22 protein-coding genes and 2 pseudogenes are annotated in these 22180 nt (G+C 58.6%); 13 read left to right on the top strand and 11 right to left on the bottom strand.

Annotated features, from left to right (window positions below):
- Positions 1–19: 19 nt before the first annotated feature.
- The 3 genes from LOY56_RS11585 to LOY56_RS11575 are packed head-to-tail and all read right to left on the bottom strand — an operon-like array spanning position 20 to position 3248.
- Entirely contained in the window at positions 20–598 is a 579-nt protein-coding gene (locus LOY56_RS11585; RefSeq protein ID WP_258621888.1) for a hypothetical protein, read from the bottom strand.
- A gap of 1 nt (position 599) precedes the next feature.
- On the bottom strand, positions 600–2768 hold the full coding sequence (locus LOY56_RS11580; protein ID WP_258621887.1) for a xanthine dehydrogenase family protein molybdopterin-binding subunit: 2169 nt from the start codon (positions 2766–2768) through the stop codon (positions 600–602).
- A gap of 24 nt (positions 2769–2792) precedes the next feature.
- A complete protein-coding gene (locus LOY56_RS11575) occupies positions 2793–3248 on the bottom strand; it encodes a (2Fe-2S)-binding protein (protein WP_007906916.1) in 456 nt (151 codons plus the stop codon).
- Between the two features lie 157 nt (positions 3249–3405).
- Here LOY56_RS11575 and LOY56_RS11570 point away from each other — a divergent pair.
- Positions 3406–3576, top strand: a pseudogene (locus tag LOY56_RS11570) (VOC family protein); the annotation flags it as partial.
- Positions 3577–3610: 34 nt separating this feature from the next.
- Positions 3611–4444, top strand: coding sequence for an AraC family transcriptional regulator (locus tag LOY56_RS11565; RefSeq protein WP_258621885.1), 834 nt, complete (start codon positions 3611–3613; stop codon positions 4442–4444).
- Between the two features lie 47 nt (positions 4445–4491).
- Here LOY56_RS11565 and LOY56_RS11560 read toward each other — a convergent pair whose 3' ends face one another.
- Positions 4492–5079, bottom strand: a complete 588-nt coding sequence (locus LOY56_RS11560) for a LysE family translocator (RefSeq protein ID WP_258621883.1) — start codon at positions 5077–5079, stop codon at positions 4492–4494.
- 291 nt (positions 5080–5370) lie between these two features.
- On the opposite strand from LOY56_RS11560, the gene LOY56_RS11555 reads away from it, so the two are divergent.
- The gene (locus tag LOY56_RS11555; RefSeq protein WP_192410688.1) at positions 5371–5583 is read left to right on the top strand and encodes a DUF1059 domain-containing protein; all 213 of its coding nucleotides are present in this window, start codon (positions 5371–5373) and stop codon (positions 5581–5583) included.
- Between the two features lie 90 nt (positions 5584–5673).
- On the opposite strand, the gene LOY56_RS11550 is transcribed toward LOY56_RS11555, so the two are convergent.
- Positions 5674–6684: an aldo/keto reductase gene (locus LOY56_RS11550; RefSeq protein ID WP_258621879.1), complete on the bottom strand. Its 1011-nt coding sequence runs from the start codon at positions 6682–6684 to the stop codon at positions 5674–5676.
- A gap of 92 nt (positions 6685–6776) precedes the next feature.
- Here LOY56_RS11550 and LOY56_RS11545 point away from each other — a divergent pair, with 92 nt between their 5' ends.
- Positions 6777–7679 carry a LysR family transcriptional regulator gene (locus tag LOY56_RS11545; protein ID WP_258621877.1) on the top strand — a complete coding sequence of 301 codons (903 nt, stop codon included), beginning with the start codon at positions 6777–6779 and terminating at the stop codon, positions 7677–7679.
- Here LOY56_RS11545 and LOY56_RS11540 read toward each other — a convergent pair.
- Both LOY56_RS11540 and LOY56_RS11535 read right to left on the bottom strand, forming a co-directional pair.
- Positions 7654–7842 (bottom strand): DUF2986 domain-containing protein, encoded by a 189-nt coding sequence (locus LOY56_RS11540; RefSeq protein WP_258621875.1) that lies wholly within the window; start codon positions 7840–7842, stop codon positions 7654–7656. The genes LOY56_RS11545 and LOY56_RS11540 overlap by 26 nt on opposite strands.
- A gap of 53 nt (positions 7843–7895) precedes the next feature.
- Positions 7896–8306, bottom strand: coding sequence for a VOC family protein (locus tag LOY56_RS11535; protein ID WP_258621873.1), 411 nt, complete (start codon positions 8304–8306; stop codon positions 7896–7898).
- A gap of 90 nt (positions 8307–8396) precedes the next feature.
- Here LOY56_RS11535 and LOY56_RS27015 point away from each other — a divergent pair.
- The 7 genes and pseudogenes from LOY56_RS27015 to LOY56_RS11505 form a co-directional block, all read left to right on the top strand.
- Positions 8397–8539 (top strand): annotated as a pseudogene (locus tag LOY56_RS27015) (XRE family transcriptional regulator); the annotation flags it as partial.
- Between the two features lie 262 nt (positions 8540–8801).
- Positions 8802–10070, top strand: a complete 1269-nt coding sequence (locus tag LOY56_RS11530) for a hypothetical protein (RefSeq protein ID WP_258621871.1) — start codon at positions 8802–8804, stop codon at positions 10068–10070.
- A gap of 273 nt (positions 10071–10343) precedes the next feature.
- Positions 10344–11426 carry a bifunctional transcriptional activator/DNA repair enzyme AdaA gene (locus LOY56_RS11525; protein ID WP_258621869.1) on the top strand — a complete coding sequence of 361 codons (1083 nt, stop codon included), beginning with the start codon at positions 10344–10346 and terminating at the stop codon, positions 11424–11426.
- 45 nt (positions 11427–11471) lie between these two features.
- Positions 11472–12284, top strand: a complete 813-nt coding sequence (locus tag LOY56_RS11520) for an isocitrate lyase/phosphoenolpyruvate mutase family protein (protein ID WP_258621867.1) — start codon at positions 11472–11474, stop codon at positions 12282–12284.
- Between the two features lie 75 nt (positions 12285–12359).
- Positions 12360–12977 carry a DNA-3-methyladenine glycosylase gene (locus LOY56_RS11515; protein WP_258621865.1) on the top strand — a complete coding sequence of 206 codons (618 nt, stop codon included), beginning with the start codon at positions 12360–12362 and terminating at the stop codon, positions 12975–12977.
- Between the two features lie 196 nt (positions 12978–13173).
- Entirely contained in the window at positions 13174–13662 is a 489-nt protein-coding gene (locus tag LOY56_RS11510; protein ID WP_258621863.1) for a GFA family protein, read from the top strand.
- A 101-nt stretch (positions 13663–13763) separates the two neighbouring features.
- Positions 13764–14552 (top strand): MipA/OmpV family protein, encoded by a 789-nt coding sequence (locus LOY56_RS11505; protein WP_258621861.1) that lies wholly within the window; start codon positions 13764–13766, stop codon positions 14550–14552.
- A gap of 118 nt (positions 14553–14670) precedes the next feature.
- Here LOY56_RS11505 and LOY56_RS11500 read toward each other — a convergent pair whose 3' ends face one another.
- The 3 genes from LOY56_RS11500 to LOY56_RS11490 form a co-directional block, all read right to left on the bottom strand.
- Positions 14671–15957: an ATP-binding protein gene (locus LOY56_RS11500; protein WP_258621859.1), complete on the bottom strand. Its 1287-nt coding sequence runs from the start codon at positions 15955–15957 to the stop codon at positions 14671–14673.
- Positions 15958–16665 carry a winged helix-turn-helix domain-containing protein gene (locus LOY56_RS11495; RefSeq protein ID WP_258622613.1) on the bottom strand — a complete coding sequence of 236 codons (708 nt, stop codon included), beginning with the start codon at positions 16663–16665 and terminating at the stop codon, positions 15958–15960.
- A 166-nt stretch (positions 16666–16831) separates the two neighbouring features.
- Positions 16832–17440 carry a tRNA-(ms[2]io[6]A)-hydroxylase gene (locus LOY56_RS11490; RefSeq protein WP_258621857.1) on the bottom strand — a complete coding sequence of 203 codons (609 nt, stop codon included), beginning with the start codon at positions 17438–17440 and terminating at the stop codon, positions 16832–16834.
- Between the two features lie 160 nt (positions 17441–17600).
- On the opposite strand from LOY56_RS11490, the gene LOY56_RS11485 reads away from it, so the two are divergent.
- Positions 17601–18464, top strand: a complete 864-nt coding sequence (locus tag LOY56_RS11485; protein ID WP_258621855.1) for a universal stress protein — start codon at positions 17601–17603, stop codon at positions 18462–18464.
- A gap of 48 nt (positions 18465–18512) precedes the next feature.
- Here LOY56_RS11485 and LOY56_RS11480 read toward each other — a convergent pair whose 3' ends face one another.
- On the bottom strand, positions 18513–18983 hold the full coding sequence (locus LOY56_RS11480) for a DUF1289 domain-containing protein (protein WP_030130429.1): 471 nt from the start codon (positions 18981–18983) through the stop codon (positions 18513–18515).
- Between the two features lie 407 nt (positions 18984–19390).
- Between LOY56_RS11480 and acnB the strand changes: the two genes are divergently transcribed.
- The gene (acnB, locus tag LOY56_RS11475; RefSeq protein ID WP_258622612.1) at positions 19391–21991 is read left to right on the top strand and encodes a bifunctional aconitate hydratase 2/2-methylisocitrate dehydratase; all 2601 of its coding nucleotides are present in this window, start codon (positions 19391–19393) and stop codon (positions 21989–21991) included.
- Positions 21992–22180 lie beyond the last annotated feature (189 nt).

Raw genomic sequence — 22180 nt, 5'->3', positions numbered from 1 at the left:
CCTATAAACGCGCCGCTGGTCAGCTACCCGCCACCGGACAAGGCCCGCCAGCCTCCGCCCAGAGCTTGAACTGGGTGACAAAGATGTCGTGAGGCACCGGCACCGGCGCCCGCCCCTCACCTGGATGCCAGCCCCAAAGCACCAGCTTATCGTCGCTGACGTGCTTGATCAGCGCCGCAAAATCACGGTCGCCATTGCTGGAACGGTCCTTGATCATCGCGCACAGCTTGTCAGCCGGCAGACCGATCCAGGCCATTTTGTGCGCGGCCGGTGGCAGGCTCCAATGCGGCGCTCCGGGTGGCGCATGGGGGCCATAAGTGGCCGGCGGATTGCTTTCGGCGTGACATGTAGCACACGGCAAACCGGCTGCGCCCTTGCCGTCCATTCCGCGAACCACATTCATTGCATGAGGGATACCAGCATCGAACTGCAACGGCGAATCACCAGGGATATGGCAGTTCTGACAACGCGGGCTTTGGAACACCTTCTGCACCGTATCGAACGCCTTCACCGCCTCTTTATCATCAGCGAACAGGTCGAAGGCATAGCCACCCAGGCCGATCAGCATCACCGCGCCCCAAAATACAGGCCGTCTCATCTCACACCCCCGACAGTTGCAACGGCAGTTCCCGCAGACGCTGCCCGGTCAATGCAAACACCGCATTCGCCACGGCCGGCGCCACCGGAGGTACACCAACCTCGCCGATGCCACCGGGCTTGTCGCTGCTGGGGACAATGTGCACCTCGACCACCGGCATCTCGTTCAGGCGCAGGACCTGATAGTCGTGATAATTGGACTGCTCCACCTGACCGTTCTTGAACGTCAGTTTGCTGTGTAAGGTAAATCCCAGACCGAAGGTGATACCCGATTCCATCTGCGCGGCGATGCTCTGCGGGTTGACCGCAATGCCGCAATCCACCGCACATACCACCCGGTGCACACGAATCGCCAGGTTGTCCTGCGAGACCTCGGCGACCTGGGCGACGTAACTGCCGAAGGACTCGTGCACCGCCACGCCCAATGCATGACCGTCCGGCAATGGCGCCTTCCAGTTGGCTTTCTCCACGGCCAGATTCAGCACGCCCAGATGCCGCGGATGCGCCTTGAGCAAGGCGCGTCGGTATTCCACCGGATCCTTGCCGGCGGCGTCTGCCAGTTCATCGATCAACGACTCCATGACGAATGCCGTGTGGGTGTGCCCCACCGACCGCAGCCACAGCACACTGATGCCGGTTTGTGGTGAATGCAGTTCGACCTGGTGGTTGGCCAGCCCCTCAAGATAGGGGCTGTCGGCCACGCCTTCGACGGAGGTTTTGTCGACGCCATCCTTGACCATGGTCGCCGCGAACGACGTGCCCGTCAGGATCGACTGCCCGACCAGCACATGCTTCCAGGCCATTGGCATGCCGTCGGCACCCAGACCGATGCGCGCCTGATGCAGGAACGCCGAGCGGTAGTAACCGCCGCGAATATCATCCTCTCGAGCCCAGACGGTTTTCACCGGCCCGCCCGCTGCCTTGGCGACATACACGGCTTCGCTGACAAAATCCGAGGTCGGATTGGCCCGACGTCCGAAACCGCCACCGAGGAATTGGGTGTGGATCTCGACCTGTTCGGGTTTGAGCCCGGTGATCTTCCCCGCGATCATCTGATCCAGCGTCTGAAACTGCGTGCCGGTCCAGATTTCGCATTTGTCCTTGGTGATTTTCACCGTGCAATTGAGCGGCTCCATCGGTGCGTGAGCGAGGTATGGCACGCTGTATTCGGCTTCAATCGTCTTCGCTGCTTTGCCTAGGGTCGCCGTCGCATCCCCAGCCTTACTGGCGGAAGTGCCGGGCGTGGCGGCGAGTTTACGAAAGCTTTCCAGCAGCTGTTGACTGTCGAGCCCGGCGTTTGGCCCCAGGTCCCATTCGACCTTCAGCGCATCACGCCCCAACTTCGCCGCCCAATAATGATCGGCAATCACCGCAACACCCGTGGGCACCTGCACCACTTTGTGCACCCCCGGCACCGCCAGCGCCTCGGCGCCTTCGAAGGATTTGACGCTGCCGCCGAACACCGGTGGCCGAGCGACCATTGCCGTCATGAGCCCATCGAATTGCACGTCCATGCCGAACTTGGCGCAGCCGGTGATTTTCTCCGGGGTGTCGAGGCGTTTGGTGGGTTTGCCGATGACCTTCCAGTCTTTGGCTTCCTTGAACTTGATCGAGGCCGGATCCGGCACCGGCAACTTGCCGGCGTCATCCGCCAATTCGCCGTAAGTGGCGCGCTTGTCGCCGGCAATGACCACGCCCGATTCGGTGCGGATCTGCGAAGGCGCCACGTCGAATCGCTTGGCCGCCGCTTCGATCAGCATCAAGCGTGCTGCCGCTCCGGCCTGGCGATAGCGGTCGAACTCCATCCAGGTCGACGTCGAACCGCCGGTGATCTGCATCCCGCCAAACGCCGGCAGGCCATAATCGGCCGCCGAGGCCGGCGCATGTTCGACGCGGATTTTCGACCAGTCGGCGTCCAGCTCTTCAGCGATCAACATGGTCAGGCCGGTCCAGATGCCTTGGCCCATTTCCGAATGGCCGAGCAGCACGGTGATACTGTTGTCGTTGCCAATGCGTAAAAAGGCATTGGGGGCGAAGACGTTTCCTTGATTCTCGGCCGCGAAGGCAAAACGATTGGCACCCGGGATGACAAACGCCACCACCAGACCGCCGCCCAGCACTGCACTGCCCTTGAGAAAACCGCGACGCGAGACAGGGTTGATTCTGTTCATGGGTCAGCTCCCTTCGACGTGGTATCAACCGATCTCGGCGGCGCGTTTGACCGCGGCGCGGATTCTTGGGTAGGTGCCGCAGCGGCAGATGTTGCCGGACAGCGCCTGGTCGATGTCGCTGTCGGTGGGTTTGGGGATCTTCGCCAGCAACGCGGCCGCCGACATGATCTGCCCCGACTGGCAATAACCGCACTGGACCACGTCGAGTTCGGCCCAGGCTTGCTGGACCGGGTGCGAGCCATCGGCGGACAAACCCTCGATGGTGAGAATTTTCTGCCCGTGGGCCACCGCCGTGGCGGGCGTGATGCAAGAGCGCAGCGGCGCGCCGTCAACGTGTACGGTGCAGGCACCACACTGGGCCATGCCGCAACCGAATTTGGTGCCCGTCAGGTGCGCGACATCGCGCAGCACCCAGAGCAATGGCATGTCCGCGGGGACATCCAGTTCCTGGTCCTTGCCATTAATGTTCAGGGTCAGCATGCGGGTTTCCTCAGACTCACGGTGTTCTGAGCCACGACACCGCTATTTTTTGCAGGCGGTCACGCGCGCCTTGGGTTATCCCTACAGCTAAGCGCAATTTGACCCACAAGCCATGTTCATCGACCACCGGTCGCCATCGCCCCCGTTCCGTAGTGGGCGCTGGCTCAAGGACACGTTCGACGTGTCGGGGCAAATCATGCCCGTGGCACTGATGGACATGATGAAAGCCCCCCGGCACAGCCAAATCCCGGCGCGCCATGGTGGCGACGCTGCAAATGAAAAAACCGACATCGCCACGCTACAACGAGCCTTTGATGGCGAGAGCTAATACACTCCAACGCTGAACTGCCGAGGACTCCAGGATGAAGCACGCCGTTGCCAACGATGCTGACAAAGCCCCGCGCTTCTGGCGCGACGACGCCCTGCCCTTCATCGAAGCCCGTTCCATCGCCGACGGGCGCGAGGTTTGCTACAGCCGGCACTCCCACGCACATTTCTCCATTGGCGCGATTACCGCCGGGCGCAGCACCTATATCCACGAGCAAGCGCACTATCAGGTCAGCGCCGGCACCGTGGTGTTGATGAACCCCGGCGATGTGCATGCCTGCAATCCGATCGACGACCAGCCCTGGTCGTATCTGATGCTGTACGTCGAAACGCCCTGGCTGACCGATTTACAGCATCAGCTCGGCTTCAGCCAGGACTCGGCGTTTCGCCGTTTTTCCGTCACCCACAATCGTGACCTTGAGCTGTTTGCCGGTCTGAAGAACTTGTACGAAGTGCTGGTCGACCCACTACAAGACGTGCTGCGCAAGCACAGCGCGGCGGTGGAGTTTTTCACCGAGGTGCAACAGCGGCTCAACCCCATCGATCAACCGCTGCGCGAGCCCAATTTCAAGCTGGAGCGGGCCGCCGACTATATCCGCGATAACTGCACGCAGATGCTCAAACTCGAAGACATTTGCGAGGCGGCACAACTGTCGCCGTCGTACCTGATCCGTGCCTTCAAGCAGCATTACGGCATGACGCCCCATGCGTTTCTGGTCAACCGGCGCATCCAGTTCGCCCGGGATCGACTGCGCAGCGGCAGGTTGATCGCCGATGTGGCGCTGGAGGCCGGGTTTGCCGACCAAGCGCATTTTCAGCGCGCGTTCAAACAACATCTGGCGGCGACACCGGGGCAGTATCGCGGCTAACTAAAGCGACCCAAACTCCCTCACCACAAAAAGTCTGACACTCTCGTCTACGGCAACAGCAAATACACCGCACTCACCGCCAGCAGCAACGCCATGATCCGATTGAACAAGCGCATGCCCGCAGGATTGCTCAGATAGCCGCGCAAAAACGTCCCGGCATACGCCCAGCAACCCACCGACACATAGCAGATCACAAGGTAAACCGCGGCAAACTGCCACACCAACCGCGCCTCACCATCGGCGACAAACGCGCCCATCCCCGCCACACAGGCCAACCAGGCTTTCGGATTGAGCCATTGCATCACCGCGCCGTACAGCATCGACGGCGCCCGGCCTGACTCCTTGGCATCGAGCTGCCCGTTGTCAGTGGCCAATTTGAAAGCCATGAACAACAGAAACGCCACCCCCGCCCATTGCACCCCCCGCGTCAGCGCCGGCCAGCGCTGCAACACCTCATGTAAACCCAACCCCATCAGCACCAACAGCAGAACGAACCCCAAGGTCGCCCCGGCCACATGCCGCTGACTGGCGCGAAAGCCGAACTGTGCGCCAGAGCTCAACGCCACAATATTCACCGGTCCCGGTGTAATCGACGCCGCCAACGCAAACGCGGCCATGGAAACAATCAGACTCATTGCATACATCCTTCAATTCAGTTGAACCAGGCTTCAAGGTAATGAGGTACCTGAGCGACGTATTGAAGAAAACACCCCTGTGTGTTGCATAAAAAAGACAGGCCACGATTTCAGGCGAACATCGACCCGACTGAGTCGTTGCAAACCTGCCACGATGGGTCTTACGGCGGGCCTATACTTTAAGCGTTGGCACTCGATGCGACCGGCAATCGTATTTGATTTAGCGGATGACGCATCGAGCAATCGTTCACGCAGGCAACAGCCTGCCTTCGTCGTAAGGAGGAGAAGATCATGGCGCGTAAATACATCGACTGCCGCGAGTTTCCGAGCGATGCAAAATGCTCGGTCGCGCTGTCCGCAGACTCTGAAAACGAGTTGCTTGAGGCCGCCGCACAACATGCGGTCAGTGTTCACAAGCACACCGACTCACCCGAGTTGCGTGCTCAACTGAAGACGATGTTTCACGACGGCACCCCGCCTGTTGAAGCACCGCGTTCCGCGTAGGCGCTGCCGAAGGCTGGGGCCGCGTTCGGGCGATCTTTGCGCTTGATTTCACCAGGGTCGCCGAAATTCAAGATCAAAAATCGCCCTGTATCAGGCCGCGGCACCGGGGACATTGGTTCCCATGCCCAATGGCAGATGAGGTCGAATTTCGTCGATTTCCGCAACGCTAAGGCGTAACTCCGAGGCGGCGATCACCCCGTCCACTTGGGCGGGGCGGCGGGCACCGACGATGGCGCCGGTCACCACTGGCTTGCGCAATACCCACGCAATGGCCACCGCGGCAGCACTCACGCCGTGCCTTTCGCCAATGCGAGCCATAACGTCAACCAATGCCAGCGTTGCACTTAACCGTGGCTCCTGGAAATCAGCACTTCGGGCCTTGCGCCAATCGTCTTCAGGCAGCCGCAAGATGCGCTCGCGCGTCATGCTGCCGGAAAGCAGCCCCGATTGAAGCGTGGAATAGGCAAGGACACCCATCCCGGCCTGCTCACAGAATGGCAGAACGTCGTTCTCGATGTCCCGCATCAAGGCGGAGTACGGCGGCTGGAGCGAAACGACCTGTGTCACCGCCTGTGCCCGTTTGAGCTGAGCGACATCAAAATTCGACACACCGATAGCACGAATTTTTCCTTGATCGAGTGCGGCGGCCAAGGTCGAAAGTGCCAGTTCAATACCTTCACTGCCTGCATCGGCAGGAAAAGCAGGCCAATGGATCTGATAGAGATCGATCGTCTCGACTTGAAGCCGGCGCAAGCTTGCATCGATCTCGGCAAGCAAAGATTGAGGGGCCAGCGAGTGCGAAATCGCCTTCGTGACCGGGTCCCAGACCAAACTGCCTTTAGTGAACACCAAAGGACGCCGCGAGGCCGGCACCCGACGCAACAATTGCCCGACTAATTGCTCCGCATGACCCAAGCCATAAACCGCAGCGGTATCAATCCAGTTCACACCCCGTTCGACGGCATATTCAAGTGCGGCCAGGCTGTCGCTGTCATCCTGCGCTCCCCAGCTGTATTCCCAACCGGCACCGGCGATTGCCCATGTCCCGAGTCCGATAGGAGAAATCAGAAAATCCGACGATCCAAGACGATTCTTTTGCATGGTGACCTCTCGACAAATGATGTGAGAAGTATCCGCGAGGCAGTTAGTGTCGATAAGATGGGTAATCGTATTTGGACTACTGAACTGCATTCATGAGTAATAACCCCGACTTCTCTGAACTCGACGCTTTTGCCACCGTCGCCCGCCATCGCAGCTTTCGCAAGGCCGCCGACGAGCGTGGTGTGTCGGCTTCTGCGTTGAGTCACACGATGCGAGCCCTGGAGGCGCGCCTGGGCATCAGGTTGCTAAACCGAACCACGCGTAGCGTGACCCCGACCGAGGCCGGCCAGCAGCTGTTGGCAACGCTGGTTCCAGCGCTGCATCAGGTCGCCGATGCACTCGTGCAACTGACCTCGATGCAGGAAGTACCCGCGGGCAAACTTCGCCTCAACGTGGCGCGTCCGGCGGCGCGTATCGTGTTTGCGCAATTGCTCGCTCGCTTCGTGGCCCAGTATCCACGTATTCAGTTGGAGCTGGTCGCCGATGATGGGTTGACCGATATTGTGAGCAGCGGGTTTGACGCTGGCGTTCGCTTTGGTGAAAGCCTGGCCGGCGATATGATCGCCGTCCCTGTTGGCGCACCTCAATCGTTCGTAACCGTTGCGGCGAATGCCTATCTGACCGCGAAGGGAATGGCGAAGGCCCCCCGCGACTTGCTTGACCATTCGTGCATTGCCAGGCGTTTCCCCAGTGGCAAACTTTACGCGTGGGAGTATCAGGCAGACAGGCAGCCGATACGCTTGGCTGTCAACGGCCCGCTCATTCTGGAAGACGATGCGTTGATGATCCAGGCGGCCAAAGATGGCGCCGGTATTGCTTATGTCTACGAAGAACTGGCACGCGACGACATACGGAATGGGCATCTCAGCGAAATACTTCAGGAATGGAAAGCACCGCCAAGCCGATTCTTTCTTTATTACTCCAGCCGGCGTTTCGTGCCACCCGCCTTGAAAGCGCTCATCGAATTCATCAGAGCGGATGATCTGCGAAGTTGAGGGTCATTTCTGAGGAAATGATTGGATCCTGACTGCTCTCAGCAGCCAGCTTCAATCGGTCAGCTTTACTAATGTATTTAGACTTGCTTGCCGGTGCCAATTTGGCACTCGCCTTTTTGGCGTGAGCCTTTAATAGCTGCTTGATTTTTTTACGACGGTTCATATTTTCCTAATCGGTTTGTAAGTTTTTTGAATGATATCAGCTGGCGACCCGACTCAGCTGCAGGGCCCTTTCAGTTCGACCTGGTTGCCGTCCGGATCGAAGCAATAGATCGACAGCCCATTACCTTCGGCGCCGAAACGCACGGCGGCTTTCTCGGGCGTCAGGCCGAAGGACTGCAAGTGACTGACCAGCGCTTCCTCGTCGAACGGTTCAATGCGCAGGCAGAAGTGATCGACGTTGCGCCGTTCGTGGCCAGCGCCAGCACCGCCCTTGCGGCCGAGTTCGCCCTGGATGTCGACGAGGTCGATCATCGAGGTGCCCGCACGTAAATGCACCAGGCCCAGATCGTCGCGGCGCTTGACCAGTTCGGCGCCGAATACCTCGCCGTAAAACGCGATGCTTCGTTCGAGATCCTTGACGCGCAGGACGATGTGATCGATGTGTTTGATCGTGAACGGTTGCATTAGGATGATTCCTGAAAATAGCGTTTACAGGATTATCGGTGACCCGATGACTGTAGCTCAGGGCCACAAAAATTCACTGTCGATTTTCCGGTGGAGGCGCCGGGCGACGCGCCCTATGCTCAGCCCATGAACCTACAAAACGCTGTGCTTCCGCCTCACGCCGAGATGGTTCGCGCCATGCTCAAACGCGACACCGCCTACGAGGGGTGTTCTTTACCACGGTCAAAACCACTGCATAAAAGACCATGACATAAAAAGCGAATGACCACGATTTCAGGCAAATGCCAAACAATCGTGATCTGTCCCTGTTATTCCGAAGTGAAATATAGACAGGGATTCAAACTCCTTTTATTACGCCACGCCGCGACAAGGCAGGACGTCATATTAATCTTCTTAGCCAATCCTGGCGTTACTCATTTGTTGTCCTACAATGAAATCTGATTCAAAAAAACGTTGTGCACGGACTTAATATTAACTCGCCTTATGGATGAAGCCATGACTCAATCACAAGTTAAAATAGACGCACTGCCTGCCTTTTTTAGGGATATAGAAATAATTGGTCCAGCCGTTCATGAAATCCCTAAATACAAAGCACTCCATGCGTCGTTACTTTTCGCGTCGTCGGCCAAGCAAAATATTGAGGTCACAGCGGACAGCTCACCCGTTCTACTCGCGTCAAGATCGGTAAAAGAAATTTATCAAAGCAACAACTTCTCTCAAATCAAGGACATGGAAAGAAAAGCCCAGAACGACCTCCAGGCAATTTATACAAACGTATCGCAAAACGGAACGAATGCCTGGACAAAGGTCAGAAGCCAAGGCAAAGACTTCTATATGAGCTGGTCTGACACTGGATCAATGTGGTCTTTTACTGACAGCATTACCCAAACCGCTAAAAAAAACCAAGATGGCGAAACCACATACCAGGCAAAAGTTCAAATTGGCACATACACTCAAACTGGCAAGATCGCGGGAATTCACACCTATAATTTAACACTTCCAACATTGCTAGTTGAATCTGTAGTCGCGTTAATTGTAGCAAAAGCCGTTTCTGGAATCATTGCAGATGGCTTAGGATTTCTAGTCGCAAATTTCGCCATGTACCTAACGAGCGCTGCTGCAGAGTTGGGTTTGGAATCATTTAGTTTTTTTATTTCTGAGGCACTGCTTGCAACTGTCGCTTCATGCCTGGTTTTTGCGGTTGTGTTTATCGGATTAGCCTACCTATGGGATTGGCTTAACCGCCAATACACAATTCGCCTCCAAATATTTAACTGGGATGGAGATCATGATTGGAATGCGGACGGGCAATATATGTCAAATGCCAAGATATCGGGTGACAATTCAACATTCGATTTCAATCTCCCCAAACTGACCAAACCAGGAAATATTGTCACCCCTCCTGGCTTCCAGCCTGTGGAGGCTCTTGAATCCGTGTGCTACTACGCTGTAATCATCTGGCAGAATGACAGCACCTTCATGCAAGGGTGTTCTGCTGCGCTGAGAATGCAACGAGACGGCTCTTCCGACGGTTTTATGTGGGCATTTGATTGTCCGCGCTGGTCAGATAACCAGCAGGCCAGCACTAATGGTACGAGTGACCCTAAAACTTACCTGAACAACCCAAACTGGAATAACAACCCAAAAAACTTTAGCATTGAAAGTACTTCTTCCAAAACGCCTATAAACCTTGCACTCGATGCATTAAGCGGCGCATCGGATAACCTCTATAACTTCATCATCAATATAAACAAAAAATCTTAACCACACCCCCATGACTCATCACTTATGACTCACAACTAACATCCGATATTTGCCCCATCAAATATCGGATTTTTTTATTAAACCGTTTCTGCGCGAGTTTGTTGTCGGCGGCGGCTTCGGTGCTGCTGATGGCACGGTGGGCCTGAATTTACGCAGCCCGACTTTCGGACTTACACGGTCGGCAGCGCCTACGAGATCTCTATCGATTTCCAGTACGAATTCACTGTCGATTTTCCGGTGGAGGCGCCGGGCGACGCGGCTTATGCTCAGCCCATGAACCTACAAAACACTGCGCTTCCGCCCCACGCCGAGATGGTTCGTGCCATGCTCGAACGCGACACCGCCTACGAGGGGGTGTTCTTTACCGCGGTCAAAACCACTGGCATTTTCTGCCGCCCCGGCTGTACGGCGCGTAAACCGAAGCCGGAAAACGTCGAGTTCTTCGCCCATGCCGATGAGGCGATGTCGGCGGGCTATCGGGCGTGCCTGCGTTGCAAGCCGCTGGACGCCGCAGCCATCGCGCCAGACTGGGTGCAGCGGCTGCTCACATCCGTGGACGCTGATCCCGACTGGCGCTGGACCGATGCCCAGTTGCTCGCCGAGGGCATTGAGCCGCTGAAACTGCGCCGCTGGTTCAAGCAGCATTTCGGCATGACCTTTCACGCCTGGCTGCGCAGTCGGCGCCTGGGCATCGCCCTCGGTGGCATCAAACAGGGCGAATCCATCGACAACGCTGCGTTCGACTCCGGCTACGAATCCCTGAGCGGTTTTCGCGATGCGTTTCAAAAGTCGTTCCACATTACACCCGGCCGCACCGCCCACAGCGAGCCACTGCTGTTCACTCGGCTGACCACGCCGCTGGGGCCAATGATCGCAATGGCCGAACAGCGTGGGCTGGTGCTGCTGGAGTTTCTCGATCGACCGGCATTGACCAAGGAAATCGAAGAACTGCAAAAACGTTATGACTACGCCGTGGCACCCGGGCACAACGAGCATTTGCAGCAGATCGAAGAAGAACTGGCGCAATACTTTGCCGGCAAACGGAGCGCATTCAATGTTGCACTCCACCTGCCCGGCAGCGCTTTCGCCCGGCAGGTGTGGGCCGAATTGATGAAAATCCCGTACGGTCAGACCACTACTTATGGCGCCATCGCCGCGCGACTCGGCAAGCCCGGCGCCAGTCGCGCCGTGGGCCTGGCCAACGGACAAAACCGCTTGGCGATTATCCTGCCCTGTCATCGAGTGATCGGCGCAGATGGCTCATTGACCGGCTATGGTGGAGGGCAGCCGCGCAAGGCGTTTCTGCTCAGGCTGGAAACTGCCGCGACGCAAATCACCGAACAACTCGCGTTCTGATCAATCCGCCGTTTCTTTTCAGAAAGTCATAAGGAAGGACATTCGATGGACACACTCGACAATCAATTCCACCAGCTACACCAAAACGGCCTGCTGATTCTGACCAACGTCGCCGACGCCACCGGGGCGCGACTGGTGGAACAGCTGGGCAGCAAGGCCGTCGCCACCAGCAGCGCGGCGGTGGCTTGGGTTCATGGTTACCCGGATGGCAATACCTTGCCGCTTGAACGGCTGATTTCCACTGTCGAATCTATCGCTCGGGTTATCACGGTGCCGTTGACCGTGGACATTGAGGCCGGTTATTCCGATGACTTGGGTCGGGTCGCGGAAGTGATCGACGCCGTCATCGCTGCCGGTGCCGTGGGGATCAATATCGAGGACGGTGCTTCGCCGCCCGAGCTGCTGGCCCGCAAGATCGAAATCGCTCGCCAGGTCGCCAATCGCCGGAACGTGAAGCTGTTTATCAACGCTCGCACTGACGTGTATCTCAAGGGCTTGGTGCCGGCCGAAGATCGCGTGGCAGAAACACTCAAGCGCGCCGCGTTGTATCAGGCCGCCGGTGCCGACGGGCTGTTCGCGGCGGGCGTCACGGCGGCGTATGAGATCGAAGCGCTGTGCCGTGGCACGACGCTGCCGGTGAACGTGCTGGGTTTCGCGGGCCTGCCTTCGCCGGAAGAACTGCAAGCCCTCGGCGTGCGCCGTTTGAGCGCCGGCTCGAGCATCGCCGAATTCCTCTACGGCGCCATGGCGTCGGTAGCCAAAAGCTTTCTGGAAACCGGAAAACTCGATAGCAGCGACCTCAAGGCCTTTACTTATGGCCAAGTGAACGCCCTGCTGGCCCCCACCGGCAAAGTTTGACCGCAAGCAATGGAGTGCGGCGCTTCGGGGTGAGGGCTAATCTTCCCCGCAGTCACCCGCGCTTCAGGATGCTCCATGCCCGACACCTATCAACTGGCCAGCGAATTTCTCTCGGCCCTCGATGCCGACTGGCAACGCCACATCAGCGCCATCGGCCCCTGCCTGCATCAGCCCCATGCAGCTCGCGATCCTTATGAGTCGCTGGTGCGGGCGATTGCCTATCAGCAACTGCATGCCAAGGCCGGCGATGCGATTGTCGGCCGGCTGCTGGCGTTGTTTCCGGCGAGCACCTTCCCAAGGCCCGAGCAGATTCTGGCGACTGACTTCCAGCAGATGCGCGGTTGCGGGTTTTCTGCCAGCAAAATCGCGACTATTCAGGGCATTGCTCAGGCGGCTCTGGACGGGGTAGTGCCGGATTACGCCACGGCCCTGGCCATGGACGATGAAGCGTTGATCGAGCGCTTGATTACCTTGCGCGGAGTGGGTCGCTGGACGGTTGAAATGCTGCTGATCTACAGCCTGGAGCGGCCGGACATTTTGCCGGCCGATGACTTTGGGGTGCGCGAGGGATATCGGCGGATGAAGGGGTTGGAGGTACAGCCGACGCGTAAGCAGATGATTGAAATCGGGTTGGCGTGGCGCCCTTATCGGACAGTGGCGGCGTGGTATTTGTGGCGGGTGCCCGGCCGGTAGACCGCGTTATCTTCATAGCGAGCAGGCTCGCCCACATTGGGTCTTTAGTGTTCACAAAATAATGTGTTCGCCGAAAATCCCTGTGGGCTCGAGCCTGCTCGCGATAGCGCCCGCACAGCCAGTACAAATTCAATGGCCCAGGAACACCGACGGTCTAGGCTGTCTTGAGCCATCCCAAGACCCGTCGGAGGTTCCCATGCAGCTCGAAGGCTCCTGCCATTGCGGCGCGGTGTCGTTCAGCCTGACCAGCGCCCACCCCTACCCTTATCAACGCTGCTATTGCTCGATCTGTCGCAAGACTCAGGGTGGTGGCGGTTATGCGATCAACATCGCTGGCGATGCCGCCAGCCTCAAGGTGCGCGGTCGCAAGCGCGTCTCGATTTACCATGCGCGGCTCAAGGAAGAAGGTGACAAACGCGCTCACCGCAGCACCGCCGAGCGGCATTTCTGTTCCGTTTGCGGCTCGGGGTTATGGGTGTTCAGTCCTGAATGGCCAGACCTTGTTCACCCCTTCGCCTCGGTCATCGACACGGCGCTGCCGGTACCACCCGAGTACACGCACGTGATGCTCGGTTCGAAAGCATCATGGGTGGAAGTCCAGACACAGCCTGCTGATCGACAGAGCGATGTCTGGCCCGAAGAGTCCATCGCCCAATGGCACGAGCGCCTGGGTTTGAGCCGCTAAGGCCGTTCACAGTCTTTGACAGTTTCCCGACAAAGCTGTCAAAGATTGCTGGCCGGCACCCGCCTAGCATGGGCGCATCCAACCTCCCTTCGGGTGCTCCCATGTTCCGTTCGTTGTGTCTGCCGTTGACTTCATGCTGCCTGCTCATCTCTTCCGACTCATTGCACGCCGAAGACTGGCGCTACAGCCTGCGAGCCGGTGCCGCCAGCGTGCCGCGTTACAGCGGCAGTGATGAACGCGCAGTGGCACCGCTGTTGGGGGCAAAAATCACCAGCCCTTATGGGTTGTTTCTCGACACCGATAAGGGGCTGGGCTGGGCGTTTGATGAAGACGATTTCGGTTTGAGCGTGTACATCGGCGCCAGTGATGTGCGCAAGGATCGCAAGACCGGTTTCAAAGGCTCGGATGAGCTCAATGGCATGGGCTCGATCAAGTCGCGGCCGGTACTGGGGCTGGACGGAACCTACCAGATGGGGCCGATCATCCTCGGCGCCACTTTCGAACATGCACTGGAAAAGGATGATGACGATCACGACACCGGCTCGGCCTGGAGCCGGTTGAAGCTGAGCATCAGCGCACCGGTTTATGAGGGTGACTACGGCAAGCTTGTGGGTAGCCTCAACAGTCAGTTCGGCGACAGCAATTACGTGCGCACCTGGTATGGCGTCAGCGCGGCTCAGGCTTCACGCAGCCAGTTCCGGGCTCATGACACTCATGGCGGGCTGTTCAGTCGCGGGGCGGATTTGACGTGGTCATTGCCGATCGATGATCAGTGGAGCGTTTCGACGGTGCTGGCCGTGCAGTACCTGGCCAATGATGCGGCGGACAGCCCGATTGTGGAGCGCCGGATGCAGACGTCGTTGGTTGGGCAGGTGGTTCATGCCTTTTGAGAAGGGGTGTTGTTGATGGCCCCTTCGCGGGCAAGCCTCGCTCCTACAGGATTTGCGGCGTTCGCGAATGCGGTAGGAGCGAGGCTTGCCCGCGAAGGCGTACGCAAGAACAACACAGCTAATCCAGGTGCGCCCAGGTCATGCGAAACGACGCCCCGCCCCATGGCGAATCCGTCACTTCCACTTGCCCGCCATGGGATTGCGACACCCGTCGCACCAGCGCCAGGCCCAGGCCAAACCCACCGGTGCGGCGGTCGCGGCTGGCGTCCAGGCGCGAGAATGGCTCGAAGATTTTCTCTCGCCCGTCCAGCGGCACACCCGGCCCGTCGTCGTTGACCCGCACTTCGTAATGATCACCGGTGCGCACCAACGACACTTCCACCCGCTCGTCGGCGTAACGAATGGCATTGCGCAGCAAATTGATCACCGCGCGGGCCATGAAACGCGGTTCGATACGAACCTCGTCGACCTGGCATTCAACAATCAACAACTGCACCCCGGCAGCCTCAGCCTCCAGCGCGACGCTGCCAACCACGCTGTCGAGCCAGTTGCTGGCCTGAATATTTTCCCGCGTGATCACCGTGGCGCCGCGCTCAAGGCTGGCGTACGTCAGCAGCTCGGAAACCATCTCTTCCAGCTCGCCGAGGTCGGCGTACATGTCGGCAATCAGTTCGAGATTCTGGGTCGCATCGGGTTGTTGCTTGAGCTGATCGAGTTCAAACGACAGCCGCGCAATCGGTGTGCGCAGTTCATGGGACACCGCGTTCGTCAGCTCGCGCTGATTGGCGATCAGGCCTTCGATGCGTGCCGCCATCAGGTTGAAGTGTTCGGCCAGATCGCGAATGTTCGAACGCTTGGATAACTGGATGCGCGACGACAAGTCGTTATCGCCGAATCGCTCGGCCGCCAGGCGCAGTTTTTCCAGATCGCGCCAGTGCGGGCGCACCCAGAATAACAACACGAAACCGATCATCACCGCGATCATCAGATAGGCCGCGGCGATGTAGAACGACATCAGGCTCGGCTCGGCCGGCAGTTTGATGCTGAGCAGCTGCGAGCCGTCGTCAATGCGCGAAATGAATTGCGTGTACTTGTCGCGAATCACCAGCAGGCCCTGGGCCAACTCGGCTTTTTCCTGATCGGTCAGGGACAGTTGATCGGACTCGACCAGGGTCAGGCCCAAGCCGTAATGGGGGCGCACGGCTTCCAGTTGTCGCTCCTGCGCCAAACTGTCCAGGCCGCGCAACTGCTCGGTCAGCGACCAGGCCTGGCCCCGCACCGCCTCTCGGTTGTAGCTCTGCATCTGACCGTCGAGAAGCGCATCGAAGGTGCGCTCGACGGTTTGCAGGCCCAGTACCAGGCCAACCGTCATTACCAGAAACAGCCCCAAAAATAACCGCAGCATTTACAGCTCCCACGCAAACGGATTGAACAGGTAACCCTTGCCCCAGATGGTCTTGATGCACACCGGCTCACGCGGGTTGTCCTTGAGCTTGCCGCGCAATTTGCTGATGTAGACGTCGACGCTGCGGTTGAGGCCGTCGAAGGCGATACCGCGCATGCGGTTGAGAATGTCGTCGCGGGACAGAGTCTTGCCGGCGGCGCTGGCCAGCAACCACAGCAGTTCGAATTCCATGGTGGTGAGTTCAATGCCCTCACCCGCCAATCGCACTTCGCGGCAGCTGCGGTCGATGCTCAGATGGCCAAATTCCAACGAACTGCACACGCTGCTGTCGGGCATCTGACGGCGTTGCAAGGCGCGCAAACGGGCCAGCAGCACCGGTGGTTTGATCGGTTTGATCACGTAGTCGTCGGCACCGGATTCCAGGCCGAGGATGTGATCGAGGTCGTCTTCCTTGGCGGTGAGGATGACGATCGGCGTGTCGGATACGCTGCGGATTTCGCGACACACGTGCAGGCCGCTCTGGCCAGGCAGCATCAGGTCGAGCACCACGATTTTCGGTTTGAAGTCGAGGAAAGCGGCCAACGCGAGATCACCGCGGTGCACCTGTCGGACCTCGAAACCGTGTTGGGACAGGAAATGCGCGATCAGCCCGGCAAGCTTTTCGTCGTCTTCCACCAGCAGTACTTTGCCAAAACCCAGGTTATCCATAACGACCGTTTGCCAACCCTTGAGTGAAGTGGCGGGCATTATGGCGCCAATCGCGTCCGGGACGGTTATCGCAGGCAGCAAAAACCGGCCACGGGGGGCCGGTTTTTGGCGATGTTTCATTCTTTTAAGAGTTTTTTACAAACAGGGTCAAAGATCACAGCCTTTATCACGCCGCTACCGGCACACCACTGTGAAAGCGAAATTCTACATCCGGCGACTCGATCAACGCCTGCTCGGCATCACGAACCCTGTCGATCACCAGGGCGATGTCCTTGGCGTCACCGTACTGATAGGCCAGTTTCAGGTAACCCTGGAAATGCCGTGCCTCGCTTTTCAGCAGACCGAAGTAAAACTTGCCCAGTTCTTCATCCAGATGCGGCACCAACGCCTCGAAACGCTCGCAGCTGCGGGCTTCGATGAAGGCGCCGACCACCAGCGTATCCACCAGTTTCACCGGTTCGTGGCTGCGCACCACTTTGCGCAGCCCCGAGGCGTAACGCCCGGCGGACAGCTGACGCAACTCGATCTTGCGCTTTTTCATCAGGCGCATGACCTGCTCGTGGTGCACCAGCTCTTCCCGGGCCAGACGCGACATCAGGTTGATCAGATCGACGTGGGAGTGGTATTTGGCAATCAGGCTCAACGCCGTGCTGGCCGCCTTGAATTCGCAATTTTTGTGGTCGATCAGCAAAGTTTCCTGATCGGCCAGCGCGGCCTGGATCCAGCCATCGGGCGTGCGGCAGCCAAGGAATTCGTGAATTTCGGGAAGGATCATGGGGCTCACGGATAAGAGGTTCAAACGAAAGCCGCCGATTATACCGGCCAACCGACAGACCACCAGCCGCGACCATTGATATGCATCAAGTCGCCGAATGCCGACCAGCAACTATAGTTGTCCAACGCGGTGTTTTTTACCTTCCAGGGAGATTCCGATCATGCAAGCCATTCGCAGCATTCTGGTGGTCATCGAACCCGAGCACTCGGAGAGCCTGGCGCTCAAACGGGCCAAACTGATCGCTGGCGTGACCCAGGCCCATTTGCACCTGCTGGTCTGCGATAAAAAGCATGACCACGCTGGCATGCTGGGTGTGCTCAAGGCGGCCCTGCTGGAGGACGGCTATAGCGTCACCACCGAACAGGCCTGGAACGAAAGCCTGCACGAAACCATCGTCGAAGTGCAGCAAGCTGAAGGCTGCGGGCTGGTGGTCAAGCAGCATTTCCCCGACAGTCCACTGAAAAAAGCCCTGCTGACCCCGGCGGACTGGAAACTGCTGCGCTACTGCCCGACGCCGGTGCTGCTGGTGAAAACCGCTAAACCCTGGACCGGCGGCGTGATCCTGGCGGCCATCGATGTCGGCAACATCGACGGCGAACACCGTACCTTGCACGCCAGCATCATCGATCATGGCTACGACATCGCCAGCCTGGCCAAGGCCCATTTGCACGTGATCAGCGCTCACCCGTCGCCGATGCTGTCGGCGGCCGACCCGACGTTTCAACTCAGCGAAACCATTGAGGCCCGCTACCGCGAGCAGTGCAAAGCCTTTCAGGCCGAGTTCGACATTGATGACGACCACCTGCACATCGCGGAAGGTCCGGCGGATGTGTTGATTCCGCACATGGCCCATAAGCTGGGGGCCTCGGTGACGGTAATCGGCACCGTGGCGCGGACCGGGTTGTCCGGCGCGTTGATCGGTAATACGGCGGAAGTGGTGCTCGATGCGCTGGAGAGCGATGTGCTGGTGCTCAAGCCGGATACGGTGATGGATCATCTGGAGGAGATCGTGACTCAGCATTGAAGCCACGAAACATACTTGTGGCGAGGGAGCTTGCCACAGGTTAAACAATCAGCCGCCAAAGGCATCCTTGAGAAACCCCGGCGCAATGTAGCGCTGGTAATGCGCTTCCGAGAGCAGGAAAAATTCCCGATCAATGGCATCGCGCAGTTCCGGCAGGTTCCAGTCGCGAAACTCCGGCAGCAGCACCATCCCGTAGGCTTCCAGATTATTGATGACCCGCGCCCCCCGGGCGATCAGCTGATACGCCCAGCAATATTCCGACTGATGCGGCACAAAGCGGATCTTGCGCTGCTCCAGCTGCAGGCGCAGCAACGCGGGATCGAAAATCTCTATTTTGCTGGCCATAACCTGTGACAACAATTGCTCAAGACGCAGCCACACCGCGCGTTTCTCTTCCTCGTTGTAACCGTTCCAGTGAATCACTTCATGGTGGAAACGCTTGCAGCCACGGCACACCAGGTCACCGTAAACAGTGGAACAGAGGCCGACGCAGGGGGTCTTGATGGTCTGATTGGGCATAGGTAGGCAAAACACGGGAAAGCAGAACAGGTCGGCATGTTAGCCCTTTGTCTAACATTCATCACCCCTCAAAGTTCAGGGGCTAACTTACGTTTATTTTTTTTTTGCCGTAGAATCAGCCAGCCTTTTAAGGCGCCAATGTCCGTTAGAAGCTGTTTTCAAAGCGTCACGAGCACAGTCGTTCCTTCAGAGCGGTGTTGGCGAAGGGTTTTTCAGCGGTGAAAAACCTGACGCCAACCCTCATCAGCTCCCCGTTCTGCAGGCGTAAAACTTTGAAAGCAGCTTCTGTAAGGAATTGCCGGTAATTCTGGCTAAGCGGCCCATAACGCCACGCAGCGCATGAGTACGGCCATTTCGGGATGAGCGTCCCGGACACCCATTTGGGACCACTGATGAGGGTAATAACTGTGCTTGAAGCCTACCGCAAACATATCGAAGAGCGTGCAGCACTGGGTATCGTTCCCCAGCCGCTAAACGCCGAACAAACTGCAGGCCTGGTCGAGCTGCTGAAGAATCCCCCGGCTGGCGAAGAAGCCTTCCTCGTTGACCTGATCACCAATCGCGTTCCACCTGGAGTGGACGAAGCGGCCTATGTAAAGGCCGGTTTCCTCTCTGCCCTCGCCAAAGGCGAAGCCAAATCCCCTCTGATCGACAAGAAACGCGCTGTTGAACTGCTCGGCACCATGCAGGGCGGCTACAACATCGTGACGCTGGTCAATCTGCTGGACGACGCCGAACTGGCACCAGTGGCCGCCGAAGAACTCAAGCACACCCTGCTGATGTTCGACGCCTTCCACGACGTCGCTGAACGCGCCAAGAACGGCAACGTTCACGCCAAAGGCGTTCTGCAATCCTGGGCCGACGGCGAGTGGTTCAAGAACCGCCCTGTGCTGGCCGACAAGATCAGCCTGCGCGTGTTCAAGGTGACTGGCGAAACCAACACCGACGACCTGTCCCCTGCTCCTGATGCCTGGTCCCGCCCGGACATCCCGCTGCACGCCCTGGCCATGCTGAAAATGGCTCGCGACGGCATCGTGCCGGACGTGCAAGGCTCCATCGGTCCGATGAAGCAGATCGAAGAAATGCGCAACAGCGGCTTCCCGATCGCCTACGTCGGTGACGTGGTCGGTACCGGTTCGTCGCGTAAATCGGCCACCAACTCGGTGCTGTGGTTCTTCGGTGACGACGTTCCTTTCGTGCCGAACAAGCGCGCTGGCGGCTTCTGCTTCGGCAGCAAGATCGCCCCAATCTTCTACAACACCATGGAAGATGCCGGCGCACTGCCAATCGAGTTCGACGTAACCAACATCAACATGGGCGACGTGATCGACCTGTACCCGCACGCAGGCAAAGTCTGCAAGCACGGTACCGACGAAGTCATCACCACCTTCGAAATGAAGACCCCGGTTCTGCTGGACGAAGTTCGCGCTGGCGGCCGTATTCCGCTGATCATCGGCCGTGGCCTGACCGAGAAGGCTCGCGCCGAACTGGGCCTGCCAGCGTTCGACCTGTTCAAGAAACCGGACGCCCCGATCGAAAGCACCAAGGGTTTCACCCTGGCGCAGAAAATGGTCGGCAAGGCGTGCGGCGTAGCCGGTGTGCGTCCAGGCACCTACTGCGAACCGAAGATGACCACCGTGGGTTCTCAGGACACCACCGGTCCAATGACCCGTGACGAACTGAAAGACCTGGCGTGCCTGGGCTTCTCCGCTGATCTGGTGATGCAGTCGTTCTGCCACACCGCGGCTTATCCAAAGCCGATCGACGTAACCACCCACCACACCCTGCCTGACTTCATCATGACCCGCGGCGGCGTTTCCCTGCGTCCGGGCGACGGCATCATCCACAGCTGGCTGAACCGCATGCTGCTGCCGGACACCGTCGGCACCGGTGGTGACTCCCACACCCGTTTCCCGATGGGCATTTCGTTCCCGGCCGGTTCCGGTCTGGTCGCGTTCGCCGCTGCCACCGGCGTCATGCCGCTGGACATGCCGGAATCGATCCTGGTGCGCTTCAAAGGCAAGATGCAACCGGGCGTTACCCTGCGTGACCTGGTTCACGCCATTCCTTACTTCGCGATTCAGGCTGGCCTGCTGACCGTCGAGAAGAAAGGCAAGAAGAACGCCTTCTCCGGCCGCATCCTGGAAATCGAAGGCCTGGACAACCTGAGCATCGAACAGGCTTTCGAACTGTCCGACGCCTCGGCCGAACGTTCGGCTGCCGGTTGCACCATCAAGCTGTCGAAAGAGTCGATCACCGAGTACCTGAGCTCCAACATCACCCTGCTGCGCTGGATGATCGGTGAAGGCTACGGTGATGTGCGTACCCTGGAGCGTCGTGCCCAAGCGATGGAAGCCTGGATCGCCAACCCTGAGTTGATGGTTGCCGATGCTGATGCCGAATACGCTGAAGTCATCGAAATCGACCTGGCCGACATCAAAGAGCCTGTGCTCTGCGCGCCAAACGATCCGGACGACGCCCGTCTGCTGTCCAGCGTTGCTGGCGAGAAGATCGACGAAGTGTTCATCGGTTCGTGCATGACCAACATTGGTCACTTCCGCGCTGCCGGTAAACTGCTGGATCAGGTCAAGGGTCAGCTGCCGACTCGTCTGTGGCTGTCGCCGCCGACCAAAATGGACGCTCACCAGCTGACCGAAGAAGGCTACTACGGCATCTACGGCAAGGCCGGCGCGCGCATGGAAATGCCGGGCTGCTCGCTGTGCATGGGTAACCAGGCACGTGTAGAGCCGAACTCCACCGTGGTGTCGACGTCGACCCGTAACTTCCCGAACCGTCTGGGTGACGGCGCGAACGTCTACCTGGCTTCGGCCGAGCTGGCGTCCGTTGCGTCGATCCTGGGTCGCCTGCCGACCGTCGAGGAGTACATGGAGTACGCTGGCAAGATCGACAGCATGGCGGCCGATGTTTACCGCTACCTGTCCTTCGACCAGATCGCCGAGTTCCGCGAAGCGGCTGCGAACGCCAACATCCCGGTCGTTCAAGCCTAACGTTACAACGCCATAAAAAACGCCGCCCATCGTGAGATGAGCGGCGTTTTTTTTGCCTTCAGGAAGACCGCGTTGCCTGATCGTTCCCACGCTCCGCGTGGGAATGCCTCAAGGGACGCTCCGCGTTCCAGCTCTCGAAAGGGACGCGGAGCGTCCCGGGCTGCATTCCCACGCGGAGCGTGGGAATGA

This window comes from Pseudomonas sp. B21-048 (assembly GCF_024748615.1).
Taxonomy (GTDB): domain Bacteria; phylum Pseudomonadota; class Gammaproteobacteria; order Pseudomonadales; family Pseudomonadaceae; genus Aquipseudomonas.
The sequence above is the reverse complement of the archived record's forward strand: the minus strand, read 5'-3'. Positions and strand labels throughout refer to the sequence as shown.